The sequence below is a fragment of the Neisseria sp. DTU_2021_1001991_1_SI_NGA_ILE_055 genome (genome assembly GCF_032342915.1).
GTDB lineage: Bacteria > Pseudomonadota > Gammaproteobacteria > Burkholderiales > Neisseriaceae > Neisseria.
Genome location: NZ_CP135440.1, coordinates 1195196 through 1222153, shown reverse-complemented (window position 1 = coordinate 1222153; position 26958 = coordinate 1195196). Strand labels below are relative to the sequence as shown.

General features: G+C 49.1%; 28 protein-coding genes. 25 read left to right on the top strand and 3 right to left on the bottom strand.

Annotated features, from left to right (window positions below):
- Window positions 1–3: 3 nt before the first annotated feature.
- The 3 genes from RRV97_RS05750 to RRV97_RS05740 all read left to right on the top strand — a co-directional run bounded on the left by RRV97_RS05750 (window position 4) and on the right by RRV97_RS05740 (window position 3468).
- The gene (locus tag RRV97_RS05750) at window positions 4–714 is read left to right on the top strand and encodes a hypothetical protein (RefSeq protein ID WP_315610978.1); all 711 of its coding nucleotides are present in this window, start codon (window positions 4–6) and stop codon (window positions 712–714) included.
- A 100-nt stretch (window positions 715–814) separates the two neighbouring features.
- Entirely contained in the window at window positions 815–2515 is a 1701-nt protein-coding gene (gene recJ / locus RRV97_RS05745) for a single-stranded-DNA-specific exonuclease RecJ (RefSeq protein WP_315610977.1), read from the top strand.
- Window positions 2516–2532: 17 nt separating this feature from the next.
- Window positions 2533–3468: a DMT family transporter gene (locus tag RRV97_RS05740; RefSeq protein ID WP_315610976.1), complete on the top strand. Its 936-nt coding sequence runs from the start codon at window positions 2533–2535 to the stop codon at window positions 3466–3468.
- A 93-nt stretch (window positions 3469–3561) separates the two neighbouring features.
- On the opposite strand, the gene RRV97_RS05735 is transcribed toward RRV97_RS05740, so the two are convergent.
- Window positions 3562–5043, bottom strand: coding sequence for an aldehyde dehydrogenase family protein (locus RRV97_RS05735; RefSeq protein WP_315610975.1), 1482 nt, complete (start codon window positions 5041–5043; stop codon window positions 3562–3564).
- Between the two features lie 340 nt (window positions 5044–5383).
- On the opposite strand from RRV97_RS05735, the gene adhP reads away from it, so the two are divergent.
- Window positions 5384–6427 carry an alcohol dehydrogenase AdhP gene (gene adhP / locus RRV97_RS05730; protein ID WP_079453675.1) on the top strand — a complete coding sequence of 348 codons (1044 nt, stop codon included), beginning with the start codon at window positions 5384–5386 and terminating at the stop codon, window positions 6425–6427.
- Between the two features lie 69 nt (window positions 6428–6496).
- On the opposite strand, the gene RRV97_RS05725 is transcribed toward adhP, so the two are convergent.
- A complete protein-coding gene (locus RRV97_RS05725) occupies window positions 6497–7420 on the bottom strand; it encodes an RluA family pseudouridine synthase (RefSeq protein ID WP_315610974.1) in 924 nt (307 codons plus the stop codon).
- Between the two features lie 209 nt (window positions 7421–7629).
- Here RRV97_RS05725 and RRV97_RS05720 point away from each other — a divergent pair, with 209 nt between their 5' ends.
- Window positions 7630–7932: a hypothetical protein gene (locus RRV97_RS05720; RefSeq protein ID WP_315610973.1), complete on the top strand. Its 303-nt coding sequence runs from the start codon at window positions 7630–7632 to the stop codon at window positions 7930–7932.
- A 55-nt stretch (window positions 7933–7987) separates the two neighbouring features.
- On the opposite strand, the gene RRV97_RS05715 is transcribed toward RRV97_RS05720, so the two are convergent.
- Entirely contained in the window at window positions 7988–8494 is a 507-nt protein-coding gene (locus tag RRV97_RS05715; RefSeq protein ID WP_315610972.1) for a hypothetical protein, read from the bottom strand.
- Between the two features lie 257 nt (window positions 8495–8751).
- On the opposite strand from RRV97_RS05715, the gene hisS reads away from it, so the two are divergent.
- The 20 genes from hisS (at window position 8752) to RRV97_RS05615 (ending at window position 26903) form a co-directional block, all read left to right on the top strand.
- Window positions 8752–10047, top strand: coding sequence for a histidine--tRNA ligase (hisS, locus tag RRV97_RS05710; protein ID WP_315610971.1), 1296 nt, complete (start codon window positions 8752–8754; stop codon window positions 10045–10047).
- Window positions 10048–10677: a YfgM family protein gene (locus tag RRV97_RS05705; RefSeq protein WP_049322720.1), complete on the top strand. Its 630-nt coding sequence runs from the start codon at window positions 10048–10050 to the stop codon at window positions 10675–10677. It abuts the gene before it with no gap.
- A 141-nt stretch (window positions 10678–10818) separates the two neighbouring features.
- On the top strand, window positions 10819–12276 hold the full coding sequence (der, locus tag RRV97_RS05700; RefSeq protein ID WP_036491802.1) for a ribosome biogenesis GTPase Der: 1458 nt from the start codon (window positions 10819–10821) through the stop codon (window positions 12274–12276).
- Window positions 12277–12570: 294 nt separating this feature from the next.
- Window positions 12571–12867 (top strand): RNA chaperone Hfq, encoded by a 297-nt coding sequence (hfq, locus tag RRV97_RS05695; RefSeq protein ID WP_036493792.1) that lies wholly within the window; start codon window positions 12571–12573, stop codon window positions 12865–12867.
- Between the two features lie 78 nt (window positions 12868–12945).
- On the top strand, window positions 12946–13515 hold the full coding sequence (locus RRV97_RS05690) for a class I SAM-dependent methyltransferase (RefSeq protein WP_315610970.1): 570 nt from the start codon (window positions 12946–12948) through the stop codon (window positions 13513–13515).
- Window positions 13516–13567: 52 nt separating this feature from the next.
- On the top strand, window positions 13568–13942 hold the full coding sequence (locus tag RRV97_RS05685; RefSeq protein ID WP_036491806.1) for a SirB2 family protein: 375 nt from the start codon (window positions 13568–13570) through the stop codon (window positions 13940–13942).
- A 15-nt stretch (window positions 13943–13957) separates the two neighbouring features.
- Window positions 13958–14446 (top strand): 2-amino-4-hydroxy-6-hydroxymethyldihydropteridine diphosphokinase, encoded by a 489-nt coding sequence (gene folK / locus RRV97_RS05680; protein ID WP_315610969.1) that lies wholly within the window; start codon window positions 13958–13960, stop codon window positions 14444–14446.
- Between the two features lie 97 nt (window positions 14447–14543).
- Window positions 14544–15179 carry a deoxynucleoside kinase gene (locus tag RRV97_RS05675; RefSeq protein ID WP_250600014.1) on the top strand — a complete coding sequence of 212 codons (636 nt, stop codon included), beginning with the start codon at window positions 14544–14546 and terminating at the stop codon, window positions 15177–15179.
- A 36-nt stretch (window positions 15180–15215) separates the two neighbouring features.
- Entirely contained in the window at window positions 15216–15659 is a 444-nt protein-coding gene (locus RRV97_RS05670) for a peroxiredoxin (protein ID WP_315610968.1), read from the top strand.
- Between the two features lie 74 nt (window positions 15660–15733).
- Complete coding sequence (gene xerD / locus RRV97_RS05665) at window positions 15734–16612, top strand: site-specific tyrosine recombinase XerD (RefSeq protein WP_410505870.1); 879 nt, start codon at window positions 15734–15736, stop codon at window positions 16610–16612.
- Between the two features lie 227 nt (window positions 16613–16839).
- The gene (locus RRV97_RS05660; RefSeq protein ID WP_003681978.1) at window positions 16840–17040 is read left to right on the top strand and encodes a (2Fe-2S)-binding protein; all 201 of its coding nucleotides are present in this window, start codon (window positions 16840–16842) and stop codon (window positions 17038–17040) included.
- Window positions 17041–17171: 131 nt separating this feature from the next.
- Window positions 17172–17405: a glutaredoxin family protein gene (locus tag RRV97_RS05655; RefSeq protein WP_036472354.1), complete on the top strand. Its 234-nt coding sequence runs from the start codon at window positions 17172–17174 to the stop codon at window positions 17403–17405.
- A 69-nt stretch (window positions 17406–17474) separates the two neighbouring features.
- Window positions 17475–18083, top strand: a complete 609-nt coding sequence (gene scpB, locus RRV97_RS05650; RefSeq protein WP_036491824.1) for an SMC-Scp complex subunit ScpB — start codon at window positions 17475–17477, stop codon at window positions 18081–18083.
- A 290-nt stretch (window positions 18084–18373) separates the two neighbouring features.
- Window positions 18374–20035, top strand: coding sequence for a DNA repair protein RecN (gene recN / locus RRV97_RS05645; RefSeq protein ID WP_315610966.1), 1662 nt, complete (start codon window positions 18374–18376; stop codon window positions 20033–20035).
- 114 nt (window positions 20036–20149) lie between these two features.
- On the top strand, window positions 20150–21103 hold the full coding sequence (gshB, locus tag RRV97_RS05640) for a glutathione synthase (RefSeq protein ID WP_315610965.1): 954 nt from the start codon (window positions 20150–20152) through the stop codon (window positions 21101–21103).
- A gap of 71 nt (window positions 21104–21174) precedes the next feature.
- Window positions 21175–21558 (top strand): diacylglycerol kinase, encoded by a 384-nt coding sequence (locus tag RRV97_RS05635; RefSeq protein WP_049322731.1) that lies wholly within the window; start codon window positions 21175–21177, stop codon window positions 21556–21558.
- Window positions 21559–21689: 131 nt separating this feature from the next.
- Window positions 21690–22166, top strand: a complete 477-nt coding sequence (locus RRV97_RS05630) for a copper chaperone PCu(A)C (protein WP_315612217.1) — start codon at window positions 21690–21692, stop codon at window positions 22164–22166.
- Between the two features lie 126 nt (window positions 22167–22292).
- The gene (gene mnmA, locus RRV97_RS05625) at window positions 22293–23396 is read left to right on the top strand and encodes a tRNA 2-thiouridine(34) synthase MnmA (RefSeq protein ID WP_315612216.1); all 1104 of its coding nucleotides are present in this window, start codon (window positions 22293–22295) and stop codon (window positions 23394–23396) included.
- Between the two features lie 92 nt (window positions 23397–23488).
- Window positions 23489–25144: an AMP-binding protein gene (locus RRV97_RS05620; protein ID WP_315612215.1), complete on the top strand. Its 1656-nt coding sequence runs from the start codon at window positions 23489–23491 to the stop codon at window positions 25142–25144.
- Window positions 25145–25268: 124 nt separating this feature from the next.
- Entirely contained in the window at window positions 25269–26903 is a 1635-nt protein-coding gene (locus RRV97_RS05615) for a CTP synthase (protein ID WP_315612214.1), read from the top strand.
- Window positions 26904–26958 lie beyond the last annotated feature (55 nt).

Below are 26958 nucleotides of genomic sequence, written 5' to 3'. Positions count from 1 at the left end.
ACCATGAAATTTCGCCGCTTTGTACCCGCTTTGTTAATCAGTGCACTAATCCTGAATGGTTGTACTGCCTTTCTTTGGGGAGGGAACAACCCGTTCCATAAAACCACAACCGAAAAAACCGTTGCCAAAGACAAGATTCACGCATTTGGCGTGGTTGCCAAAGACAATACGCAATTGGAAACAGGCAGCTTGGTCATGATGGGCAAAAAATATTGGTTTGTCGTTAATCCTAAAGATTCGGCCAAGTTGAAGGCGGTCTTGGATGTTAAATTGGACAAACAGTTTCAAATGGTTCAGCAAAACCCAAGATATGCGTATGAGGCTTTGCCGGTCGAATTGAAATCCCCTGAAGCGCAAACTTTCCGTTCAAAATTCTGCCTGCGTTACGATACTCAAAAAGCCGCCGAGATTGCCAAGTTGAAACAGCTGGCGTTCAAGCCGGTCGAACTCGATGACGAAACTGTCTACACACGGTGTATTTCTACCGAAGGTCATTATTACGCAACGCCGAAAAATGTTGCCGAAGACCGCCGTTTTGATACTGCCGTCCCGGTCAGAATTTATTATACGGAAACCAAAAAAAGCACCGACGTTCAGAAGTTGACGGAGAATATCCTGCAAACACCATTCACATTGGCTTTGGACGCAGTCGGCGCAGTGATAGCAGTCCCCTATGTCGTAGTCAGTGAAATTATCGATGCTTCACGCAAATAATATCCAAGGCCGTCTGAAAACGGATTGCAGGTTTCAGACGGCCTGGCCCTTAAAATAAACGCTTAAAAATATTAATTTTTTCTCTTTAAACCCACACACCATGTCCGTCAAAATCCAAACACGTTCCATTAATCCGACTGTTTTTAACAACTTGCTTACTGCCGGTACCGATCCTTTGATTGCGCGGCTGTGTGCTGCACGTGATGTGCAAAGTCCGGCCGAGTTGGACGACAAGCTTGCTGCGCTTTTGCCGTATCAAACGCTGACAAACTGCGAAGCCGCCGCCGGCCGTTTGGCAGATGCGGTCGAGCGTCAGGAAAAAATCCTGATTGTCGCCGACTACGATGCCGACGGTGCAACGGCGTGTGCTGTCGGCATGAGCGGTTTGGCGGCGATGGGGGCGAAAGTGGATTTTCTTGTGCCCAACCGCTTTGAACACGGCTACGGCTTAACGCCCGAGCTGGCTGAAATCGCGGCAGAACAAGGCGTGGATTTATTGGTGACGGTGGATAACGGTATCGCCAGCATTGCAGGCGTGGCGCGGGCGCAGGAATTGGGTTTGGATGTGATTGTGACCGACCACCATCTGCCTGCCGAGACCGTACCCGACTGCATCATCGTCAATCCGAACCAAAAAGGCTGCGGCTTTCCCAGCAAAAGTCTGGCGGGCGTGGGCGTGATTTTTTATGTATTAATGGCTTTGCGTGCCGAACTGCGCCGCCGCAATTATTTTTCAGACGGCCTGAAAGAACCGAATCTGGGCGACCTCTTGGATTTAGTCGCACTCGGTACCGTCGCCGACGTCGTCCCTCTCGACCACAACAACCGTATCCTCGTATCGCAAGGTTTGAAACGGATGCGTTCGGGCAAGATGCGCCCCGGTATCCGCGCCTTGTTTGAAGTGGCGCGACGGGATTGGCGCAAGGCTCAGCCTTTCGATATGGGCTTTGCGTTGGGACCGCGCATCAATGCGGCCGGACGGCTGGACGATATGTCGGTCGGCATTGCCTGTCTGTTGGCGCGAGATGATGCCGAAGCGCAGGAACTGGCGGCCCAGTTAAACAACCTCAATATCGAACGCCGCGAAATCGAGCAGTCTATGCTGCAAGACGCGCTGAATGATTTTCCTGAAACCTTGCCTCCAGGGCAGACGACTTTGGTGGCGTATCGCGACGACTTCCATCAAGGCGTGGTCGGCATTGTTGCCAGCCGTCTCAAAGACCGTTTTTATCGTCCAACCATCGTGTTTGCGCCTGCCGACAACGGCGAAGTGCGCGGTTCGGGGCGTTCCATTCCCAATTTGCACCTGCGCGATGCCTTGGATTTGGTGTCCAAACGCCATCCCGATTTGATTTTGAAATTCGGCGGACACGCAATGGCGGCGGGTTTAAGCATACTTGAACACAATATTCCCGCGTTTCAGACGGCCTTTGAAGAAGCCGTGCGCGAGATGGTGTGCGAAGACGATTTGTCGCAAACCTTCATCACCGACGGCAGCCTGCCTGCCCACGATATTACGCTGGAACAGGCGCAGAACCTTGCCCGACACGTTTGGGGGCAGGGCTTCGCGCCGCCGAGTTTTACCGACGAATTTCACGTTGTCCGCCAGCAGCCTTTGGGCGCGGAGGGCAAACACAAAAAAGTCTGGCTGCAAAAAGACGGCTACGAATTTGAAGCCATGTTCTGGCGTTGCAGCGAAGACATTCCCGAATACATCCGCACGGTGTACCGCCCCGTTGCCAATGAATGGCGGAATAATCTCGAATTGCAGCTTTATATCGACTACTGGGAAGCCGCGTAAATAAAGGCCGTCTGAAGATGAAGAAACAAAAAACTTGGCTTGGCTTTTCTTTGGCGCTGCTTGCCACCATGACTTGGGGCTCGCTGCCGGTAGCGGCGCAACAGGCCTTAAAAGCCGTCGATGCGCCCACGCTGGTGTGGATACGCTTTTTAGTGGCTTCGCTGGTGTTGTTTGTGTTGTTGGGGCTGACCGGCAAGCTGCCGCGGCCGTCTGAATTTTCCAAGCAAACCTTATTTTTATTGGTGCTGGGCATTGTCGGTATTTCCGCCAACTTCGTGCTCGTTGCCATGGGTTTGCACTATATTTCGCCGACAACCACGCAGGTGTTGTGGCAACTCTCGCCCTTTACCATGATTTTGGTCGGCGTAGGCGTGTTTAAAGAAGCCTTTACGCGCTGGCAAAAAATCGGTTTGATGCTTTTGCTGACGGGTTTGGTCATGTTTTTCAACGACAAATTCGGCGAACTTTTCAGCTTGGGCAGCTACGCGGTCGGCGTAATCATGGCGGCTTCGGGCAGCATGATTTGGGTGTGCTACGGCGTGGCGCAAAAACTTCTGTCCAAACATTTCAATTCGCAACAAATCCTGCTCATGATTTATTTTTGCAGCAGCTTTGTTTTCCTGCCGTTTGCCGAACCGTCGCAAATCGCCCATATCGGCAATCCGTTTTTATGGGGCTGCTTTATTTATTGCTGCTTAAACACGCTGATCGGCTACGGTTCATTCGGCGAAGCGCTCAACCATTGGGACGCTTCAAAAGTCAGTATTGTTACCACGCTGATACCCGTATTTACCATGATATTTTCCACCATCGGCCATTATCTCGCCCCTGATTATTTTGCCGCTTCGGATATGAATATCGTCAGCTATGTGGGTGCCATGGTGGTTGTGGCAGGAGCCTTGCTGGCTGTGGCCGGAGAGAAAGTGATGGGGCTTTTTTTGAGAAAGATATAAAGCATTTATTGCGAAACAGAATAAACAAGGCCGTCTGAAACAGGTTTCAGACGGCCTTTTATGTTCTAAATCAGATTACTGTGAAACGCCGAATCAATAGAAGCCTTCGCGTTCTTCACGGGTGCTGATGTAGATATTTTTCACTTGGGTGTAGGCGGCGAGCATCATTTTGTGGGTTTCGCGGCCGATACCTGAAGTTTTGTAGCCGCCAAACGGTGCGCCGGCAGGCAGGCGGTTGTAGCAGTTTACCCAAACGCGGCCGGTTTCCAATGCGTTGGAAACGCGCAGGCAGCGGTTGATGTCGGTACTCCACACCGCGCCGCCCAAGCCGTATTCGCTGTCGTTGGCCATTTTGATGACTTCTTCTTCGGTTTTGAATTTAATCACGGTGGCAACCGGGCCGAAGATTTCTTCTTGGGCAACGCGGGCTTCGTTGCTGCTGGCCTCAATCAAAGTAGGCTCGACAAATTCGCCTTTGCCCAATTTGCCTTCGATTTTTTTACCGCCGGTAATGATGCGACAGCCTTCTTGTTCGCCGATTTTGACGTATTTCAAAATGGTCTCGAGTTGACCGGCATTGACTTGCGAACCCATTTGGGTGTCGTCTTCCCAAGGCAGGCCGACTTTAATTTTTTTGAATTCTTCAGCCAAAGCATTGACGAATTTGTCGTAAATGCCTTCTTGTACAAAAATGCGCGAACCGGCGCAGCACACTTGGCCTTGGTTGAACAAAATACCTTTTTGCGCGCCTTCGAGGGCTTTGTCGAAAGGCATATCGTCGAAGAAGATGTTGGCGGATTTGCCGCCCAATTCCAAAGTAGACGGAATCAGCAATTCGGCGGCGGCGATGCCGACGCGACGGCCGACTTCGGTTGAGCCGGTAAAGGCCAGTTTGTTGAAGCCTTTGTGGTGGAGCATGTATTCGCCGGATTTGGAACCGCGGCCAGTAATCACGTTCAACACGCCTTTAGGCAGCAAGTGGTTGATTTTTTGAGCGAAGGACAACAGGCTCAATGAAGTGCTGGAAGAAGGGTGGATGACGATGGTACAACCTGCGGCCAATGCCGGAGCGATTTTCCATGCGGCCATCAAGAATGGGAAGTTCCAAGGAATGATTTGGCCGACAACACCGATCGGTTCGCGTAAAACGATGGACAGGTCTTCGGCATCAAGCTGGGTTGCCGTGCCTTCTTCGCCGCGGATGACGCTGGCGAAATAGCGGAAATGGTCGGAAGCCAAAGGTACGTCGGCGGCGCGGGTTTCGCGGATGGGTTTGCCGTTGTCCAAGGTTTCTTGCAGGGCGAACAATTCGGCGTTTTCGTCAATTACATCGGCGATTTTGTTCAAAATGGCCGCGCGTTCGGAAGTCGTGGTTTTACGCCATGTTTTAAATGCTTCTTGCGCAGCGGCCACGGCAGCATCGACATCGGCGTCGGTTGCGTCTGTGAACTTGGCCAATTCATCGCCATTGGCAGGGTTGTAAGAGGATAAAAGTTTGCCTTCGCTACCTTTTGTCCATTCGCCGTTGATTAAAAGGCCGTATTCTTTATCAAACACATTTAAATCTTTTGCCATAATGCTGTCTCCTTAATGAATGGGAAGGCGTGTTTCTGCGCCATAAAAACAGCTTATGCTTTTTTCTTTTTAGGTTCAAGTACTAAAAATGAGAATATTCTCAAAATTTACGTTTGCAATGTTGTTTCATGTAGCAGGCCGTCTGAAAAATAAAGGATTTGATTGAAATGAAAGTATATTTGTTAATATATTTAAAGATTCAGACGGCTTGAATAGGATTTGTTATGGTATAACATCATAACTTATTGTTTTGAAAAAGATTATGGGTTGACGGTTTCGGACATGGGGAGTATTCTCATTTATAGCTAAACAGTTTTTTCGACACTCTAGGAGACGCTCCATGAAAATGCATGCTGTGGTAGTAAACAAAGATGTAGCAGGTGATGTAGAAGTTGTTGAACGCGAACTGCGTCCGCTGGAATACGGCGAGGCGTTGGTGGAAGTCGAGTATTGCGGCGTGTGCCACACCGACTTGCACGTTGCGGCAGGCGATTACGGCGATAAACCGGGTCGCGTGTTGGGACACGAAGGCATCGGTTTGGTTAAAGAAGTTGCCGACGGTGTGAAAAATCTGAAAGTCGGCGACCGTGTCAGTATCGCATGGCTGTTCCAAAGCTGCGGTTCGTGCGAATACTGCAATACCGGCCGCGAAACCTTGTGCCGCTCTGTATTGAACGCAGGCTATACTGCCGACGGCGGCATGGCGACCCACTGTATCGTGAGTGCCGATTACGCGGTCAAAGTTCCTGAAGGTTTGGATCCTGCGCAAGCTTCCAGCATTACTTGTGCCGGTGTAACCACTTATAAAGCCATTAAAGTTTCCGGCGTCCGTCCGGGCCAATGGATTGCGATTTATGGCGCAGGCGGTTTGGGTAACTTGGCAGTTCAATACGCGAAAAAAGTATTTGGCGCACACGTTGTTGCCGTTGACGTCAACGATGAAAAACTGGCTTTTGCCAAAGAAACCGGTGCAGATTTGGTAATCAATGCCGCCAAGGAAGATGCGGCTCAAGTCATCCAAGAGAAAACCGGCGGCGCACACGCAGCCGTTGTGACAGCCGTATCCGCTGCTGCCTTCAATTCAGGCGTTAACTGCGTCCGCGCAGGCGGTCGTGTCGTTGCGGTTGGCTTGCCACCTGAGTCTATGGATTTGTCTATCCCACGTTTGGTATTGGACGGTATCGAAGTGGTCGGCTCTCTGGTCGGTACCCGCAAAGATTTGGAAGAAGCATTCCAATTCGGCGCAGAAGGTTTGGTTGTGCCTAAAGTCGAATTGCGTGCTTTGGATGAAGCGCCTGCCATCTTCCAAGAAATGCGCGAAGGTAAAATTACCGGCCGTATGGTAATTGATATGAATAAAGAGTGCAGTTGCATTCATCACTAATCAAATGATTTTGTGACAAAAAGGCCGTCTGAAACTTTTCAGACGGCCTTTTTTATTGGATTGGATAACTTAAAGTGCAAAACCGCTTTCAAATACGCGTATTTCTCCGCTGACAGGATCGGTAAACTCAATTCTTTTGGCCAAAAGTTTTAAAGGTTTGTCGTAGTCTTCATCACCGGCCGCCAAGGGGGTAGGGTAAAGCGCATCGTTCATCAGCGGCATGTTCAAACTCATCATATGCACGCGCAGCTGGTGTTTCTTCCCGGTATGCGGCGTGAGGCGGTAGAGGCTGAATGCGCCGCGGTTTTCGATAAGCTCGATGGTCGTGTGGGCGTTGGGTTCGCCTTCTGTTTCACGCGTGAGGAAGAATTTTTCGCCGCGTTCCATTCGGGATAAAATATGCAGCGGATAGTCCAAATCCGTCCGCGTCGGCGCCACCGCTTCATAAGTTTTTTGCACAGTTTTTTCTTGGAACATGGTCTGATAATCGCGACGCGTGGCAGGGTTGAGCGAAAGCAGCATAACGCCTGCCGTATCTTTGTCCAAACGATGAATCGGCGTAATGTCTTCAACATTCAAATGCTGCAATTCCGGCCGCAAACGCAGGCGCGTGAGCAGGGTTTCCCGCAAAAATCTGCCGCTGGGGATGACAGGCAGAAAATGCGGTTTGTCCACCACAAGCAAATGCTCGTCAATATGCAAAATCTTTTCATCAAATGGAATACGCGGCTCGCTCTCACGGCTGGTTTCACGGTAATAAAACATCGTCTTGCCGGGTTCGAACAAAGTATTCTCATCAAACGGCACGCCATCTGCACCCACCACAAAACCGCTGTTCAGCCGCCGCCGCCAGTTTTCTTCGCCGACAAAGGTAAAATGAGCGCATAGAAAATGCAGCAACGGCAAGCCATAAAACTGTTTTTCATGTGGCAAAACCAAGTAGCTGGGTTTGACACCGTCTAAAAGGGGGAGGGGATTGGTACGTTTTTTCATGCGGCGGATTGTACTCGGTTTTTAGGATTTTTTCAGACGGCCTTGTTTTTATGGAAAATAAGTTCCTAATAATAGATATGTATTGATGCAGGTTTTGTGTTTAAATAGATTCTTCAAACGAGCAGAGAAACTGGTTTTGTTTGAGCTTGCTTTTATGGCATGAATTGAAGAAATGATAAAGAAGCAATATCTGAGAAAAGGAGAATATTATGCAGAGAAAAATCGGCATAATCATCATGTTATCCGTATTTTCCGTGTCCGCTATGGTGGGAGGGGAAGTTCTGCTTGGTAAGAATAATGCATACGATAATGAGTATGAACTTGTGGTAGAGCATGAAGTAAATGAAGAAGTTTCACAATTAAATCAAGACGAGTATGCCGCACATCCAATACGCAACGATAGCGGTGTCATGCAGTCAGGGAAAGCTGCTTCAGGCAGACAAGCTGTTTCCCAATACGGAAAACCTAATTTACCGCCTGTTCGCTTAAATCCGCATCCTTCACGACCTTGATTGCAAAATCAAAGGGCTGCTCCATTTGTTTGGACAGCCCTTTTGTTTTGTCGGCTCACTCACATTTTTGTTTGCGCAAAACAAGTTTGTAATCAGTTTTGATGCTGGTTTGATCGCCAATTATCTTAAAATCATCTATCAAACAACGGTTTTCTGTACATTTCAACGTGAAATCTGCACCGACTTTATGGCCGTCAAATTGTTTAAATGTCGCCCGGACGGTATGGGGAGAAGTGACCTTGACTTGCAAGGTTTTATGGAAGTTGTCAGGATGATCCTGACCAAAGCCCAAGTAGTAATGTATCGGCATGTCACATCCCATCTCCATATCGGGTTGCTTACGGATATTTGTGTCGAATTTATTGAATTGTCGGATGATTTTTTGTAGTTCAGGCGTGGTAATACGATTGTGTTCAGAGCCTAAATCCACTTTGGTCAGATAAACCTTTTTGACTAAATCTATTTTGGCTTGATTATTTGTGGCATTATTTGCAGCCATCGCTTGGTAGGATAAGCTGGTGGTTAACAAGCCGATAACAAAAAGAGAGCGTAGTGTTTTCATGATGTGCATAGGGATGAGATGAAAAGAATCCAAGTATAACGACATTGAATCTATATTGAATATATTTTTAAGAAATTAAAGTTGAAAGGCAGGGGAAGGATGGGAATCATTGAATATGATTCTGCAATCTGCTTTACAGGCCGTCTGAATGCGAAAACCGATTTTCAGACGGCCTTTTGATTTGTTCCCAAACTCACAAACCCTTAAAAATCAGCTATAATGCCCAACTATTTGATTTTCGCTTATCCCATATTGAAATGGCACAAAAAATTCAATCTGTAAAAGGCATGAACGACCTTTTACCTGTCGAGCAAAAAGATTTCAAACTGACGGCTGCGTTTTGGCAGGCGTTTGAAGATACGGTTAGTCGTTGGACACGCGCTTACGGCTATCAGCAAATCCGTACGCCGATTGTCGAGCAAACCGGTTTGTTTGTCCGCTCCATCGGCGAGGAAACTGATGTGGTCGGCAAGGAAATGTACACCTTCTCTGATTCAAACGATTCTTTGAGTTTGAGCCTGCGTCCTGAAGGTACGGCTTCTTGTCTGCGTGCGGTGGTCGAACACAACCTTCTGTACAACAGCCCGCAAAAGCTGTGGTATATGGGGCCGATGTTCCGCCGCGAGCGTCCGCAAAAAGGCCGTTATCGTCAGTTTCATCAGGTCGGTATCGAGGCTTTGGGTTTTGAAGGGCCGGATATTGATGCGGAAATCATCGCGATGTCTGCCGACTTGTGGGAAAAATTGGGCATTCGCGAATACCTGACTTTGGAAATCAACAGCTTGGGCAACCGTGAGGAACGTGCGGCACACCGTGCGGCATTGGTTGAATATTTGACCCGCTATGAAGCACAACTGGATGAAGACAGCAAACGCCGTCTGAAAACCAATCCTTTGCGCGTTTTGGATACGAAAAACCCTGATTTGCAGGAAATCTGCAATGCGGCGCCGCGTCTGGTAGATTACTTGGGCGAGGCTTCGCAAAACCACTATGCACGCTTCAAGGCGATGTTGGACGGTTTGGGTATCCAATATGTTGAAAATCCGCGCTTGGTCCGCGGTTTGGATTACTACAATCAGACGGTTTTTGAGTGGACGACCGACAAACTCGGTGCGCAGGCGACTGTGTGCGGTGGCGGCCGTTACGACGGTTTGATTGAAGAGCTTGGCGGCAAGCCTGCGCCGTCTATCGGCTTTGCGATGGGTATTGAGCGCCTGCTGCTTTTGGTGAGCGAATACGGCTCGTTGGAAGTGAACGCTGCGCCTGATGTCTATGCAATGCACCAAGGCGAAGGTGCGGACTTGCAGGTGATGAAATACGCGCAAGCCTTACGCACACAAGGTTTCAATGTGATGCAGCATTCCGGCTATCAGAGCCTGAAAGCGCAAATGAAAAAAGCAGACAACAGTGGCGCACGCTTTGCCCTGATTGTGGCTCAGGATGAGCTGGCAAACGGTACGGTTACTCTGAAAGATATGCAGGGCAAACACGAACAACAAACCGTTGCCGCCGCTGATTTGACAGACACTTTACAACAATGGAAGAACGCATAAATGGCAGCCCATTTGGAAGAACAACAAGAGTTAGACAACTTTAAATATTTTTGGAAACGCACCGGCCGTTGGATCTTTGCCTTGCTGATTGTGGCGGCTTTGGGGTATTTGGGTTACACCATTTACCAAGGCCAAAAAGCCTCGAAAGACCAGGAAGCCGCCGCCGTATTGGCGCAAATGGTGGAAAAGGCGCAGCAAAAAACCGACCCCAAAGCCATCAATGCCGATTTGGCCGAATTGCAAAAAAACTATCCTGATTCTATTTCGACAGCCCAAGCTACTTTGATGGTAGCAGCAACCGAGTTTGATGCCGGCCGTTATGATGTGGCGGAAGGTCATTTGAATTGGGTGCTGAAAAACCAAAATGCACCACTGGTTCAAGCTTTGGCGGCGCAGCGTTTGGGCGTTGTCCTGTTGCAGCAGAAAAAATACGATGCCGCCATCAATGCCCTGAATACTCAGGTTGAGGCTGATTTCGAGCCTTTGATGCTGGAAACCAAAGGCGATGTTTACGTTGCCCAAAATAAAACCAAAGAAGCCGTACAAAGTTACGAAGCTGCTTTGAGCAAATTGCCGCAAACCGCCGTGGGCCGCGAATTGCTGCAAATGAAAATCGACAGCTTGAAATAAGTTTGTTTGAAATCAAGGCCGTCTGAAGTTGCCATGACTTTTCAGACGGCCTACACTTATCCTTATCAACCGTGTTTTTAAAACACCTGCTTGTGTTCCGCTCCCGTTTTTAGGCGGCACTTGACACAGAAAGACTCCATCATGAAACCAACCATCGCGCTTGTCGGCCGCCCCAATGTCGGCAAATCTACCTTATTCAACCGTTTGACGCGCACCAAAGACGCGCTTGTGCATGACTTGCCCGGCCTGACGCGTGACCGACATTACGGTCATGGCAAAGTCGGCAGCAAACCTTATTTGGTCATCGATACCGGCGGTTTTGAGCCGGTTGTGGACAGCGGCATTTTGCACGAAATGGCGAAACAGACCTTGCAGGCTGTCGATGAAGCCGATGCGGTTGTGTTTTTGGTAGACGGCCGCACCGGTTTGACGCCGCAAGACAAAATTATTGCCGACCGTTTGCGCCAAAGCCCACGTCCTGTTTATTTGGCCGTGAATAAGGGCGAGGGCGGCAATAGGGCCGTGCTTGCTGCCGAGTTCTACGAACTTGCCCTGGGCGACCCTTATGTTATTTCAGGTGCGCACGGCGATGGTGTGTATTATCTAATTGAAGATATTTTGGAAACCTTCCCTGAGCCTGAAAAGGAAGAGGAAGAAGCGAAACATCCTGTTTTTGCTGTAATCGGCCGTCCAAATGTCGGTAAATCAACCTTGGTAAACGCCATCCTCGGTGAAGAACGCGTGATTGCCTTCGATATGGCAGGCACGACGCGCGACAGTATCCATATCGATTTTGAACGCGACGGTAAACCGTTTACCATCATCGATACCGCAGGTGTACGCCGTCGCGGCAAAGTGGATGAAGCGGTGGAAAAGTTTTCCGTTATCAAAGCCATGCAGGCAGTTGAGGCGGCAAACGTTGCTGTTTTGGTGTTGGATGCGCAACAAGATATCGCCGACCAAGATGCGACGATTGCAGGTTTCGCTTTGGAAGCAGGCCGTGCCTTGGTGGTGGCGGTCAATAAATGGGACGGCATCAGCGAAGAGCGTCGCGAGCAAGTGAAACGCGATATCAACCGTAAATTGTATTTCCTTGATTTTGCTAAGTTCCACTTTATTTCCGCGCTAAAAGAGCGCGGTATAGACGGTTTGTTTGAAAGCATTCAGGCTGCCTACAATGCGGCGATGATTAAGATGCCGACGCCGAAAATCACGCGTGTCCTGCAAAGCGCGATTGAACGTCAACAGCCGCCGCGCGCAGGTTTGGTGCGTCCGAAAATGCGCTATGCCCACCAAGGCGGCATGAATCCGCCGGTGATTGTGGTACACGGTAATTCGCTGCACGCCATTTCCGACAGCTACACGCGCTATCTAACCCAAACGTTCCGCAAAGCCTTCAATCTGCAAGGTACGCCGCTCAGAATTCAATACAATGTTTCGGAAAACCCGTATGAAAATGCGGAAGACAAACCGAAGAAAAAACCGCTGCGCCGTGTCAGCCTGAGCAACCGTATCGAGAAGCGCGAAGGCCGCAAGGAAGAGAAAAACCGCTTCAAGAAGAAAACCAAAGTCAGCGTAAAAAAACAATTCAGCAAATAAGCATAAAGGCCGTCTGAACGATTTCAGACGGCCTTTTATGATGGAATGTAAGTTATTTATTTTTCATAATATTTATCTATTGGATTTGCTGGAATCAAAATACATAAAATCGGGATTGGGAAGGGACGTGAAGATGAAAATGAAACAGTCGGTTTATCGGGAATTTCCCTTATTGCTGGATTCCTAAACGGTGTGATAGAAAAAAATAGTTGGTAATTTATTCTATTCGGGGCTACAATCCCATCAAACGCCGATTTTGGCGTCTTTACAATCATAATAATGGAGCTCAAGAATATGACAGCTAAAGGACAAATGTTACAAGATCCTTTTTTGAATGCGTTGCGTAAAGAGCACGTTCCGGTTTCAATCTACTTGGTAAACGGCATCAAGCTGCAAGGCCAAGTGGAATCATTTGACCAGTACGTTGTTCTGCTGCGTAATACTTCCGTCACTCAAATGGTTTACAAACACGCTATCTCAACAATCGTTCCTGCACGCGCAGTCAGCCTGCAACACGAAAACAAACAACCTCAAGCCGCTGCCGCAGCTGCTCCGGTTCAAGTTGAGACTGTGCAACAACCTGCCGAATAAATGATGTAACGCATTCCTGTTTTTCAATACCTTACCGCTTTTGCGGTAGGGTATTTTTATTTTCAGACGACCTTTATCATGCTGCTTGAAAACATTCTTCCCTTTGCCCACTCCCTGTTACGAAAAGCCTTAAAAGCAGGCGGCCGCGCTTTGGATGCGACGGCCGGAAACGGACATGATACTTTGCTGTTGGCGCAATTGGTTGGCGAAACGGGTAAGGTGTGGGCTTTTGATGTGCAATCTAAAGCACTGGCGCAGACTCAAGGCCGTCTGAAAGAAAACGGCGTAGATGGCCGGGTAGCCCTGATACATGACGGCCATGAAAACGTTTTATCTTATATCGACGAGCCTTTAGATGCCGCAGTATTTAATTTCGGTTGGTTGCCGGGTGGCGATAAAAGTTGTACGACTGAAGCGGCAAGCAGTATCCGTGCGCTGACGGATACTTTGGGTTTGCTGAAAGAGGGCGGCCTTGCTGTGGCGGTATTGTATCCGGGACATGAAGCCGGCCGAATAGAGGCTGAGGCGATTGTGCAATGGGCGGAAACTTTGCCGCAGGAAGCCTTTGCCGTGTTGCGCTATGGCTTTGTCAACCGCCGCAATGCGCCGCCTTATTTGCTGGCGGTTGAAAAGTTGCGTCAGAAATAGATGTTTGCGGTAAAATAGCCGCTTTCATTCCCTCTACCGACAAGAAACTGTTATGCAATACCTGTTCGTCAAATACAGCCACCAGATTTTTGTAACCATTACCATTTTGCTGTTTAACATCCGCTTTTTCATGCTTTGGCGTCATCCTGAAAAACCGTTGGCAGGCATTTGGAAAGCCATGCCGCATTTGAACGACACCATGTTGCTGTTTACCGGCTTGTGGCTGATGAAGATTACCCATTTTTCGCCGTTCAATGCACCGTGGCTCGGCATGAAAATCCTGCTGTTGCTGGTTTATATTGTGTTGGGCATGATTATGATGCGTTCGCGTCCGCGTTCGCCGAAATTTTATATCGTCTATATTTTGGCCATGTCGTGTGTTGCCACGATTGTTTTTCTTGCCAAAACCAAAACGCTGCCGTTTTAAAAGAGGCCGTCTGAAATGTATCCGCATTTTGCCGTTATCGCTTTGGGCAGCAATCTTGCCAATCCTGCCGAACAGGTTCGCGCCGCTTTGGCCGAATTGGACGCACATCCGCATATTCGGCTTGAAAAGGCTTCTTCCCTGTATTTGACTGCGCCGGTCGGCTATGACGATCAGCCCGATTTTGTGAACGCCGTGTGTACCGTGAAAACTTCATTGGACGGCGTGGCCCTGTTGGCAGAGTTAAACCGCATCGAGGCGGAATTTGGGCGCGAGCGTAGCTTCCGTAATGCGCCGCGCACTTTGGATTTGGACATCATCGATTTTGACGGTATCCGCAGCGATGACCCGCATCTGACCTTGCCGCATCCGCGCGCGCATGAGCGCAGTTTCGTGATGTTGCCGCTGGCAGAAATCCTTCCGGATTTTGAATTGGGCGAGCATGGCCGTGCGGCTGATTTGGCTCAGACTTTGGGCGGGCAGGGGATTCGCCTGTTAAAAGAATAAGGGCCGTCTGAAAAACAGGCTGAAACAAGAAAGGGCGTGTTGGACACGCCTTTTTTGCTATAAAATATTGTTGGAAAACACATTACAAAGAGTTACTATGAATCCTCGTTATATTGTTGTCGAAGGCGCCATCGGTAGCGGCAAGACTGCTTTGAGCCGCCGCTTGGCAGAGCATTTCAGCGCGTTGCTGTTGTCGGAGAATCCGGATCACAATCCGTTTCTCATGAAGTTTTACAGCAATGTTTCCAATAATGGCCTGGCCGCCGAGCTTTTCTTCCTGACGCGCCGCGCTGAAAGCGTGAATATTATTGAAGACCATTGTGCGCAAGGTGGAATGGTTGTGGCTGATTTTCTGCCGGAAAAAGACCGCATTTTTACGCCCATCGTTTTGAATGATGACGAGCAGCAGCTTTTTGCCGATATGAAGCAACGCATTCTGCCGCAATACGCGGAACCCGATGTGGTGATTTATCTGCAAACCGCTGTCGAAAACAACCGCAAACGCCTGCAAAAACGTCACGAAGGCATCATCAGCTTGTTTCCCGAAGGCTATTTGGGACGGGTGCATGACGAATACAGCCATTTCTTCCATTTGTATCAAAGCGCGCCTTTGCTGACCGTCAATGCCGATGAGTTGGATTTGGCCGGCAATGACGACCACTTCCAGCTTTTGTTGCGCGCATTGGAAGATTTTCAAGGTACGCGCAGTTATTTGAATTTAAGCGAAAAATAAACGCAGGCTAGGTTTAGGCCGTCTGAAAGGAATAATATGTCAAAATATCAATTCACACTCCCATCTTCTTCCGGCAGCGATTTTAACTCCGACGAACATTTGCCGTTGGTTGTCTATTTTTATCCTAAAGACAGCACGCCCGGCTGTACCACCGAAGGCTTGGATTTTAATACCCGATTGGAACAATTCAAAGCATTAGGCTATACCGTTGTCGGCATTTCGCGCGACGGCGTGAAATCGCATCAAAATTTTTGCACCAAACAAGGCTTTCAGTTTGAATTGTTGAGCGACAAAGAAGAAACCGTCTGCAAACTGTTTGATGTGATCAAGCTGAAAAAACTTTACGGCAAAGAATCCCTCGGTATTGAGCGCAGCACGTTTGTACTGGACAAAAACGGCGAAATCGCCCATGAGTGGCGCAAAGTCAAAGTGGCCGGACACGCGCAGGAAGTTTTAGATACAATCTCTCAAGCCTCTTAATAGGGCTTTGAAAACCTAAGGCCGTCTGAACGGATGTAAAGTCATGCCGTTCAGACGGCCTTTCAATCAGTTTGATGAATATGGACGATTTAATAGACAAATTGCTTGAATCCCTTTGGCTGCAAGACCGACTCAGCCACAATACGCTGCAAAGTTACCGCCGTGATTTGGTCAAAATCGCTGCGCGTTTGGCCGAGGGCGGACAGGATTGGTTGAGTGCCGATGAGTTTGCCCTGTCTGATGCCGTGTATGCGGAGGGGGAAAAAAACACGTCCCAAGCGCGGGCATTGTCGGCTTGCAAGCGCATGTACGGCTGGTTGGAAGAAACGGGCCAAAGGGCAGACAATCCCACCCGTTTTCTCAAAGCACCGAAATCGGAACGCAAATTGCCCACGCTGATTACCGAAGCCCAAATCGACGCGCTGCTGGCTGCGCCGGATGTGGACACGCCGCACGGACTGCGCGATAAGGCCTTGCTTGAAGTTATGTATGCAACAGGTTTGCGCGTGACCGAGGCCGTCAAATTGACGCTCAGCGATATCGATTTGCATCGCGGCAGTATCCGCACCATAGGCAAGGGCGACAAATTGCGTCTGGTTCCGCTGGGGCAGGAAGCGGTATATTGGGTGGAACGCTATTGCAACGAATCGCGCCCGGTGTTGCTGAAAAATAAAATTTGCGACGAAGTGTTTGTCAGCCAGAAACGCAGCGGCATCAGCCGTCAGCTTGCATGGATGATAGTCAAAGAATATGCCGAAGCGGCCGGTATTGCTTCGCTCAGTCCGCACGGTTTGCGCCATGCTTTTGCCACGCATTTGGTCAATCACGGCGTTGATTTGCGCTCGGTCCAGATGATGTTGGGACATTCCGACATCAATACCACGCAGATTTATACCCATGTGGCCAATATCCGTTTGAAAAACATGGTTGACGAACACCATTCCCGTTCATAAATAAAGGCGGCATTTTGAAGATGCCGCCTTTTGTTATCGTGGCCGTCTGAACGGTTATAAAGTTTACTATTTATAAAATAACAATCAAAATGCAAATTTACATAGAAAAATTTCAAAACAAAAGGACAGTGCCAATATTGCAATGCAAACCGTTTTTATTTATATTTACGTTCAAGAATAAATCCTACTCTCAATTACAGAGGGTAACAAAATTATTGGAGCACATCATGTTTGTCTGCATCTGCAATGCCATTACTGACCACGACATCAAAGAGACCATCGCCGCCGGTGCAACCACCATGAGTGATTTGCAGGCTCAATTGGGCGTGGCGACTTGTTGCGGTTGCTGCGGCGAATTGGCCGCATCGTTTTTGACTGCAAGCAGTGCTCAAAATACCGTGACTGCCGGTATTAACGTTCAGTCTTAATTTCAGAATATACACAAAGGCCGTCTGAAGGCGCTATCTCGCGCCTGCTCAGACGGCCTTTGTCATGCCTGTATGGTTTGGCGGCATTTTGCTATACAATGGCCGCTTTTGTCCCTCCGAGAGTAACCGCGATGAAACTGACCTTGATGTTTCGGGAATATTGCAGCCTGTGCCACAAAATGCGCGAACAATTAAAGCCTTATCAGGAGCAGTTTGGATTTGAGCTGGATATTGTCGATGTTGATGAAGATCCGGTTTTAGAAGAAAAGTACAATGAGCTGGTGCCTGTTTTGCTGGATGGCGATACCGAAATCTGCCATTGGTTTTTGGACGAAGAAAAACTGAAAGCGCATTTGAGCGCGTAACAAACCATTGACCATATTATCTTTCAGACGGCCTTTGGCTGTTTATGCCGTCTGAACCTTGATTTTATTATGACTGAAAAACTTTCTCCCGATGCGCTGATTGAAGCGGCGCTGTTGACGCAAGTCGAACCCTTAAATGAAAAAGCCATGCGCGAATTGTGCGTGCCGCCGTTGTCGCAAGACAAGCTGATTGACGTGTTGGCTCAACTAAAGGCCCGCTGGCAGGGCAGGGCTTTACAACTGGTGCATACCCATGAGGGCTGGCGCTTTCAAATTGCCCAAGCCGCATTTGAACGGCTGGGCAGCCTGCAAGAGCAGCGCGCGCCGCGTTATTCCCGCGCCGTGATGGAAACGCTGGCGATTATTGCCTATCAACAACCGGTAACGCGTGGCGATATCGAAGGCATACGCGGCGTGGCGGTGTCGCAAAATGTCATGCAAACCTTGCAGGATAGGGGCTGGATTGAAGTCATCGGCCACCGTGATTCTGTCGGCCGTCCGGCATTGTGGGCAACCACGGCAACATTCTTAAGCGATTTGCGTTTGGAAAGTTTGGAAGAATTGCCGCCGCTGACTGAATTGGGCGAGCTGGTGTTGCCCGATTTGATGGAAACGCCGCCGACAGGCGATGAGGAAGCTGAAGAATCAGTAGAGCCTGAAAGCAGGCTGATTAATTGATTTTTAAATGTAAAGGCCGTCTGAAACAATCGTGTTTCAGACGGCCTTTGTGTTGGTTATTCTAGCGTTTTATGGCATTAAATGAACGCTCTATATTATTGAATACGTCAGCCGGGGTAACAATATAGCGTGGTGTATTGGGCAGTTTCTTAAAAAATAATTTGTTTAAAATAAATATCTTAGATAAATTATAAGAAAAATCTGATTCAAACTACAAAAAATCTTAGTTATAATCAGCATATCTAAAGCTATTCCGCATAAGCGCGGGTGATTTACTAAGGAATACTGCAATGCTGTTGGCACTTTCTTTGCGTGATTTTGTCATTGTTGAAAACCTGAATCTTGATTTTCAAAACGGCTTTACCGTTTTAACGGGCGAAACCGGTGCAGGCAAATCGATTACTCTGGATGCGATTGGCCTGTTGTTGGGCGATAAAGCCGATTACAGTCAAGTGCGCAGCGGCGCCAAAGAAGCGCAGTTGTCGGCTTTGTTCGACATCAGCAGTTTGCCCGAATTGAAAGCGCAGCTGCAGGAGCAAGGTCTTTTGGAAGAAGATGCGGAAGAGCTCAGCATCCGCCGTATTATCGATGCCAAGGGTAAAAGCCGCAGTTATATCAATAACCAAGCGGCAACGCTGGCGCAACTGAAGGCCATTGGCGAGCAGTTAATCGATATTCACGGCCAAAACGCCCATCATTCGTTGAATCAAGAGTCTGCGCAACGCGAGTTGTTGGACGCATTTGCCGGCAGCAAAGAGCAGGCGGAAACGGTCAAGCAGCTTTATCAAAATTGGGTCAATGCGAAAAAAGCCCTGCAAGAAGCACAAGAGCAGGCAGAAACCATGGCCATCGAGCGCGAGCGTTTGGAATGGCAGTTTAATGAATTAAACCAATTGGAGCTCAAACCCAACGAATGGGAAACCTTAAGCCAAAGCCACGACAGCCTGGCGCATTCGGCCGAGTTGCTGCAAACCGCCGAGCAGGTGGGCGAAAGCATAGACGGCGACAACGGCATCCAACGTCAAATCTACCAATGCCAAAAACTGCTGGGCAATCTGCAAAACATTGAACCGCGCTTTGCCGAAAGCCTGAATATGTTGGCAAGCATTGAAGCCGAGTTGGGGGAAATCAGTGCCAATATGCGCGATGTGGCCGGTCGCAGCGATATCGATCCGAATGAATTGGCCGTACAAGAAAGCCGTATGAGCGAATTGATGAGCATGGCGCGCAAATACCGCATTGAGCCGGAAGAGTTGCCGCAAAAGTTGGCGGAAATTGACAAGCGCCTGCAAAATCTGCAAGCGGCTGCCGATTTGGAAGCCTTGGAAAATACGGTTGTGCGCAATCTTGCCGAATACCACGAAGCCGCTCACGTTCTCTCTGCCATGCGCCATCAGGCGGCCGGCCGTTTGGGCGAAGAGACCACCGAGCATATGCAGCATTTGGCCATGAAGGGCGCACGTTTTGACATCGTCTTGTTGCCGTCTTCGCCGACCGCGCATGGTCTGGAGCAGGTGCAATTCCAAGTGGCGGCAAATAAAGGCAATCCGTCCCGTCCTTTGAACAAAGTGGCTTCCGGCGGCGAATTGGCGCGTATCAGCTTGGCTTTGCAAGTGGTTGCCAGCCAATACACGCAAGTACCGACATTGATTTTTGACGAAGTGGATACCGGTATCGGTGGCGGCGTCGCCGAAATGGTCGGTAAAGCTTTGCGTGCCTTGGGTAAAAAACATCAAGTCTTGGCGGTAACCCATCTTCCCCAAGTCGCCTCTTGCGGTGAAAACCATTGGCAGGTGCGCAAACATAGCGAAGGCGAACAAACCGTCAGCGAAATCAGCGTATTGGATCATCATCAGCGCATTGAGGAAATCGCGCGTATGTTGGGCGGCGAAATCATTACCGACACTACACGCAGCCATGCCGCCGAACTCTTGCATCTGGCCGCCGCCTAAAAGCCTTAAGGCCGTCTGAAAATGAAATTCAGACGGCCTTTTCCGTATTTTGCGCTCTTTCAGACAAGCAGAATACAAGGTATGATTATAGCGTCTGTTTACAAGGAAATTTTGATGAAAGTCCTGTTTATCGCCGATCCGATGGCAAGTTTTAAAACCTATAAAGACACTACTTACGCCATGATGCGTGAAATGGCAAAGCGCGGTTGGCAGCTTTTTCATACCTTGAGCGGAGAATTATCCGTCCGTGAAGGCTGGGTGGTGGCTCAGGCAGCGGCATTTGAGTTTGTCGGTGCGAAGAACGATGACGATCACGAATGGTTTAAAGCAGAGGCAAAAGTTCAGACGGCCTTAAAAGATTTTGATGCGGTCATTATGCGCACTGATCCGCCGTTTGATATGCAATATTTGTACGCAACCCAATTTTTGACATTGGCACAGCAGCAGGGCGCAAAAGTATTTAACAGCGGACAAGCAATGCGCGATTTCAATGAGAAATTGGCTATTTTGAACTTCAGCCAGTTCACCGCGCCCACTTTGGTAACCACACGTTCTGCCGATGTCCGTGCCTTTTTGAAAGAACACGGCGACATCATCATCAAACCTTTGGACGGTATGGGCGGTATGGGCATTTTCCGCCTGACCGAATCCGACCCCAATATCGGCAGTATCCTTGAAACCCTGATGCAGCTTGATTCACGCACCATCATGGCGCAACGCTATATTCCTGAAATCGTACATGGCGACAAGCGCATTTTGATTATCGGCGGGGAAGTTGTTCCGTATGCTTTGGCGCGTATTCCGCAAAACGGCGAAACGCGCGGCAACTTAGCTGCCGGCGGTCGCGGCGTGGCGCAGGAATTGAGCGAGCGCGACCGTGAAATTGCAGAAACCCTTGCGCCTGAATTGAAGCGCCGCGGTATTTTGCTTGCCGGTTTGGATGTCATCGGCAGCAACCTGACCGAAGTCAACGTAACCAGCCCGACCGGTTTCCAAGAAATCATGAAGCAAAAAGATTTCGACGTTGCCGCCATGTTTGCAGATGCCGTGGCATCTTGGGCAAAATAATAAACCTTAAGGCCGTCTGAAAATTGACCCGACCGTTTCTTTTCAGACGGCCTTTTTATGTTGAGAATATGATGGAACCATCTTCCTACGCATCTGAAAAAAAAGGTAAAAACGGCATCAAACGCATCATCAATGCGTTTGGTTATTCCAAAGACGGACTGGCTGCCGCGTACCGTTATGAAAGCGCATTTCGCCAAGTTTTTTGGTTAAACCTGATTTTAATTGTCTTGGCTTTGTTCCTTGATTTCGGACCGGCCATCAAAATGGTGCTTGTTGCCGCATCGTTTATTTCATTGATTACCGAATTGTTTAATACCGCCGTCGAAGCAGCCGTTGACCATACTTCTACTGAAAAACACGAGCTGGCCAAACGTGCCAAAGATGCCGGCTCGGCCGCGCAATTGATGGCTTTGTTCATGTTGTTTATTGTTTGGATTATTGCATTAACTGCTTAAAAATGTGGTAATATGGTAATTCGTTAGGATTAGATAGTATTAATTAATCTATATCAAAGTTTTCAGACGGCCTTTGGTTGTAAGATGAAGGCTGTATATCCCAGCCATTTGGCAAACACAAGGAGCAAAACATGAAAAAATTAATGGCAACCCTGATTCTGGCAGGCTTGGCAACTTCCGTATCTGCAGCCGGTATCCATATCGAAGACGGTTGGGCGCGTGCCACTGTCGAAGGTATGAAAATGGGTGGCGCATTCATGAAAATCCAAAACGATGAAGCCAAACAAGACTTCTTGGTAGGCGGCAGCAGCCCTGTTGCAGAACGCGTTGAAGTACATACCCATATTAACGACAACGGCGTTATGCGTATGCGCGAAGTTAAAGGCGGCGTGCCTTTGGCTGCAAAAGGCGTAACCGAGCTGAAACCGGGCAGCTACCACGTTATGTTCATGGGTCTGAAACAACAATTGAAAGAAGGCGAAAAAGTGCCTGTAACCCTGAAATTCAAAAACGCCAAACCTCAAACTGTCGAGCTGGAAGTGAAAACCGCGCCTAAAACCGAAATGCAGCACGACCACGGCGCACACGGTGGCGCACATCAGCACTAATTGCTTGAATTTGCATATAAAGGCCGTCTGAAAGTCATTGGGCTTGCAGACGGCCTTTTCTGTCGTCAAATCAAAATGTGCTAAAATCACGCTTTAAAAAATGTATTTGAAACCCACATTCCCCTCATGAATACTCACAACACACCAGCAAACATCATCGTCGGCCTCTCCGGCGGCGTCGATTCATCCGTTACCGCGGCCCTGCTCAAACAGCAAGGCCATCAAATCAGCGGCGTGTTCATGCAGAACTGGGAAGATGACGACAACGACGAATATTGCAGCATCAAACAAGATTCCTTCGATGCCATTGCCGTTGCCGACATCATCGGTATTGACATCGACATCGTCAATTTCGCCGCACAATACAAAGACAACGTATTTGCCTATTTCCTCAAAGAATACAGCGCAGGCCGCACGCCGAATCCGGATGTCTTGTGCAATGCCGAAATCAAATTCAAATGCTTTTTGGACTACGCCATAGAGCAGGGCGCCGATACCATTGCCACCGGACACTATGCCCGCAAAGAAGTTCGCAACGGTGTGCATTACCTGCTCAAAGGCTTGGATCAAAATAAAGACCAAAGCTATTTCCTATACCGTCTCAAGCCTTTCCAACTCGAGCGCGCGATTTTCCCATTGGGCGAATTGGAGAAGCCTGAAGTCCGCCGTCTCGCCGAAGAATTCAAATTACCGACCGCAACCAAAAAAGACAGTACCGGCATCTGCTTTATCGGCGAACGCCCGTTCCGCGAATTTCTGCAAAAATACCTGCCGACCAATAATGGCAAAATGGTGACCCCTGAAGGCAAAGTGGTTGGCGAACACGTCGGCTTGATGTTTTACACGCTGGGTCAACGTAAAGGCTTGGGCATCGGCGGCGCAGGTGAGCCGTGGTTTGTTGCGGCCAAGGATTTGACCAAAAACGAACTGATTGTCGTACAAGGCCATGACCATCCTTTGCTTTATACGCAAAGCCTGGTTATGAACGATTTGAGTTTCACATTGCCCGAACGCCCGAAAGAAGGCCGCTATACCTGCAAAACGCGCTACCGTATGGCTGACGCGCCTTGTATGTTGCGTTACTTGGATGATGAAACCATTGAGCTTGTTTTTGACGAGCCGCAGTGGGCAGTAACCCCAGGCCAATCTGCGGTACTGTACGACGGCGATGTGTGCTTGGGCGGCGGCATCATCATGTCCACCGACAAGCCTGTCATCATTACTGCTTAACACAAGGGCCGTCTGAAAACGAAGCGGTAGATTAAATCAAGCCTTTCAGACGGCCTCCATTCTAAAAACGACTAAAACAAAGACTGATCAACATGGAAAAACTCTGGCTCAAAAGCTACGAACAAGGTGTCAATGCTGAAATCGACATCACGCAATACAGCTCCATCAGCGATGTATTCCGTCAAAGCGTCGAAAAATTTGCGGACAAACCGGCTTTTCAAAACATGGGCAAAACGCTGACTTATGCCGAAGTGGGCAAGTTGGCGACCGATTTTGCGTCTTACCTGCAAAACGTATTGAAACTGCCGCGCGGTGAGCGTGTGGCGATTATGATGCCGAACGTTTTGCAGTATCCGATTGCACTTTTCGGTATTTTGCAGGCAGGTTTGGTGGCAGTGAATACCAATCCGCTTTATACGCCGCGCGAATTGGAGCATCAGTTGAAAGACAGCGGCGCGACAACGATTGTCGTGTTGGAAAACTTTGCCAATACGCTGGAGCTGGTGTTGCCGCGTACACAAATCAAACATGTGATTGTCGCATCGATCGGCGAGATGTTCGGCATGATTAAAGGCGCGTTGATGAACTTCGTCATCCGCAAAGTGAAAAAAATGGTGCCGGAATACCGCATTCCCAATACCGTGACTTTTCAGACGGCCTTGAAGCAAGGTGCAGCAAATACGTTCAAGCCCGTCGAATTGACGCGCGATGACACAGCCTTGCTGCAATATACCGGTGGCACGACCGGTTTGGCGAAAGGTGCCGTCCTCAGCCACGGCAATATCTGCGCCAATATGTTGCAGGCAAAAGAATGGATTAGAAACAGTCTGCGCGAAGGCGAAGAAACGGTTATTGCCGCGTTGCCGCTTTATCATATCTTTGCCTTGACGGTAAACCTGATGATTTTTGCGAATACCGGTTCCAAAATCATCCTGATTACCAACCCTCGCGATATGAAGGGGTTTATCGGCGAATTGAAAAAAGAGCCGATCAGCGTGTTCATCGGTGTGAATACCCTGTTTAATGCGATGGTCAACCGTCCGGATTTTGCCGAAGTCGATTTTTCCCGTTTGAAGCTGACTTTGGGCGGCGGTATGGCAACGCAAAAAGCCGTGGCGGAAAAATGGAAAAAAATCACCGGTACGCCGATTGTGGAAGCTTACGGTTTGACCGAAGCCAGCCCGGGCGTATGTTGCAATCCTTTGAATATCGAGGCTTACAGCGGCGGTATCGGTTTGCCGGTTCCTTCGACCGAAGTCGAATTACGCGATGCGGACGGCAAAGAAGTGCCTATCGGACAGCCGGGTGAATTGTGGGTGCGCGGCCCGCAAGTGATGAAAGGCTATTGGAACCGTCCGGAAGAAACCGCCAAAGCAATCGATGCACGCGGCTTTTTGGAGACCGGTGATATTGCCGTGATGGATGAAAAAGGCTGGCTGAAGCTGGTGGACCGCAAAAAAGATTTGATTGTGGTATCCGGTTTCAATGTATATCCGAACGAAATCGAAGAAGTGGTGGCCAGCAACGACAAAGTCTTGGAAGTCGCCTGTATCGGCGTGGCAAGCGAGAAAACCGGCGAAGCGATTAAAGTTTTCGTCGTACGCAAAGACCCGTCTTTGACCAAGGAAGAACTGATCGATTTCTGCCGTAAAGAGCTGACTGCTTACAAAGTGCCGAAAGACATCGAATTCCGCGACGAGTTGCCAAAATCCAACGTCGGCAAAATCCTGCGCCGCGAGCTGCGCTGATATATAGAATCAGTATGATAAGGCCGTCTGAAAACGCTGTTTTCAGACGGCCTGAAGCTTTTGCCGTTTGCCAGAATATGCTGCTTCAAGTTAAAATCACACATTCCAACATGGGTATCACATCATGACTAAATTTATTTTCGTAACCGGCGGCGTTGTATCTTCTTTGGGTAAAGGTATCGCCGCCGCTTCTATTGCTACTATTCTCGAGTCGCGTGGCTTGAACGTGACCATGCTTAAACTCGACCCGTATATCAACGTTGACCCGGGTACCATGAGCCCGTTTCAACACGGTGAAGTATTCGTGACCGATGACGGCGCGGAAACCGACCTTGACCTCGGTCACTACGAGCGTTTCATCAACGCTACCATGACCCGCCGCAACAGCTTCAGTACCGGCCAAGTCTATGAAAACGTGATTGCCAAAGAGCGTCGCGGCGACTATTTGGGCGGTACCGTACAAGTGATTCCGCACATTACCGATGAAATCAAACGCCGCATCCACGAAGGCGCGGCCGGTTATGATGTGGCGATTGTCGAAATCGGCGGTACAGTCGGCGATATCGAATCGTTGCCTTTCTTGGAAGCCATCCGTCAAATGCGCAGCCAGCTCGGCCGCAACAATACATTGTTTGCCCACCTGAGCTATGTTCCTTACATTGCCGCCGCCGGCGAAATCAAAACCAAACCGACCCAGCATACCGTTAAAGAAATGTTGAGCATCGGTTTGCAACCCGATATCCTGATCTGCCGTATGGACAGAGAAATGCCTGCGGACGAGCGCCGTAAGATTGCCCTGTTCTGTAACGTTGAAGAACGCGCCATCGTGGGCAGCTACGATGTGGACAGCATTTACGAATGCCCGGAAATGCTGCACAACCAAGGCATCGACAATATCATTACCGAGCAGCTCCAACTGAATGTCAAACAAGCTGATTTGACCGAATGGAAGAAAATCGTTCACGCGATTCAAAATCCGAAACACACCGTCAAAATCGCAATGGTCGGCAAATACGTTGATTTGACCGAGTCCTACAAATCGCTGATTGAAGCCCTGAAACACGCCGGTATTCATACTGAAACCGACGTACAAATTACCTTTGTCGACAGCGAAAGCATCGAGAAGAGCAATGGCGACGTTTCCATGCTCAAAGACATGGATGCGATTTTGGTGCCGGGCGGTTTTGGTTCACGTGGCGTGGAAGGCAAAATTGCTGCCGTACGCTATGCGCGTGAAAACAAGGTACCATACTTGGGCATCTGCCTGGGCATGCAAATCGCCTTGATCGAATACGCCCGTGACGTTGCAGGCTTGAAAGGTGCGAACTCTACCGAGTTTGACTTAAAATGCGCCGCGCCTGTCGTTGCCCTGATTGATGAATGGCAAACTGCAGACGGCAGCGTCGAAACCCGTGACGAGTCTGCCGATTTGGGCGGCACCATGCGTTTGGGTGCGCAAGAAGTTGACCTCAAACCGGGCAGCCTTGCCGCAAAAATCTACGGCAGCGAACACATCCGTGAACGCCATCGCCACCGCTACGAGGTCAACAACAACTATGTTCCTCAGTTGGAAAAAGCCGGTTTGGTCATCGGCGGCGTATCCGCAGGCCGCGAGCGTTTGGTTGAAACCATCGAATTGCCAAATCATCCTTGGTTCTTCGCGTGTCAGTTCCATCCGGAATTTACTTCCAATCCGCGCAAAGGCCACCCTTTGTTTACCGCGTTTGTGAAAGCCGCGTTGGGTAACAAAAAAGCCTGATTGATGTGATTGAAAAAGCACCCGTTTCCGGGTGCTTTTTTGTTTTCAGACGGCC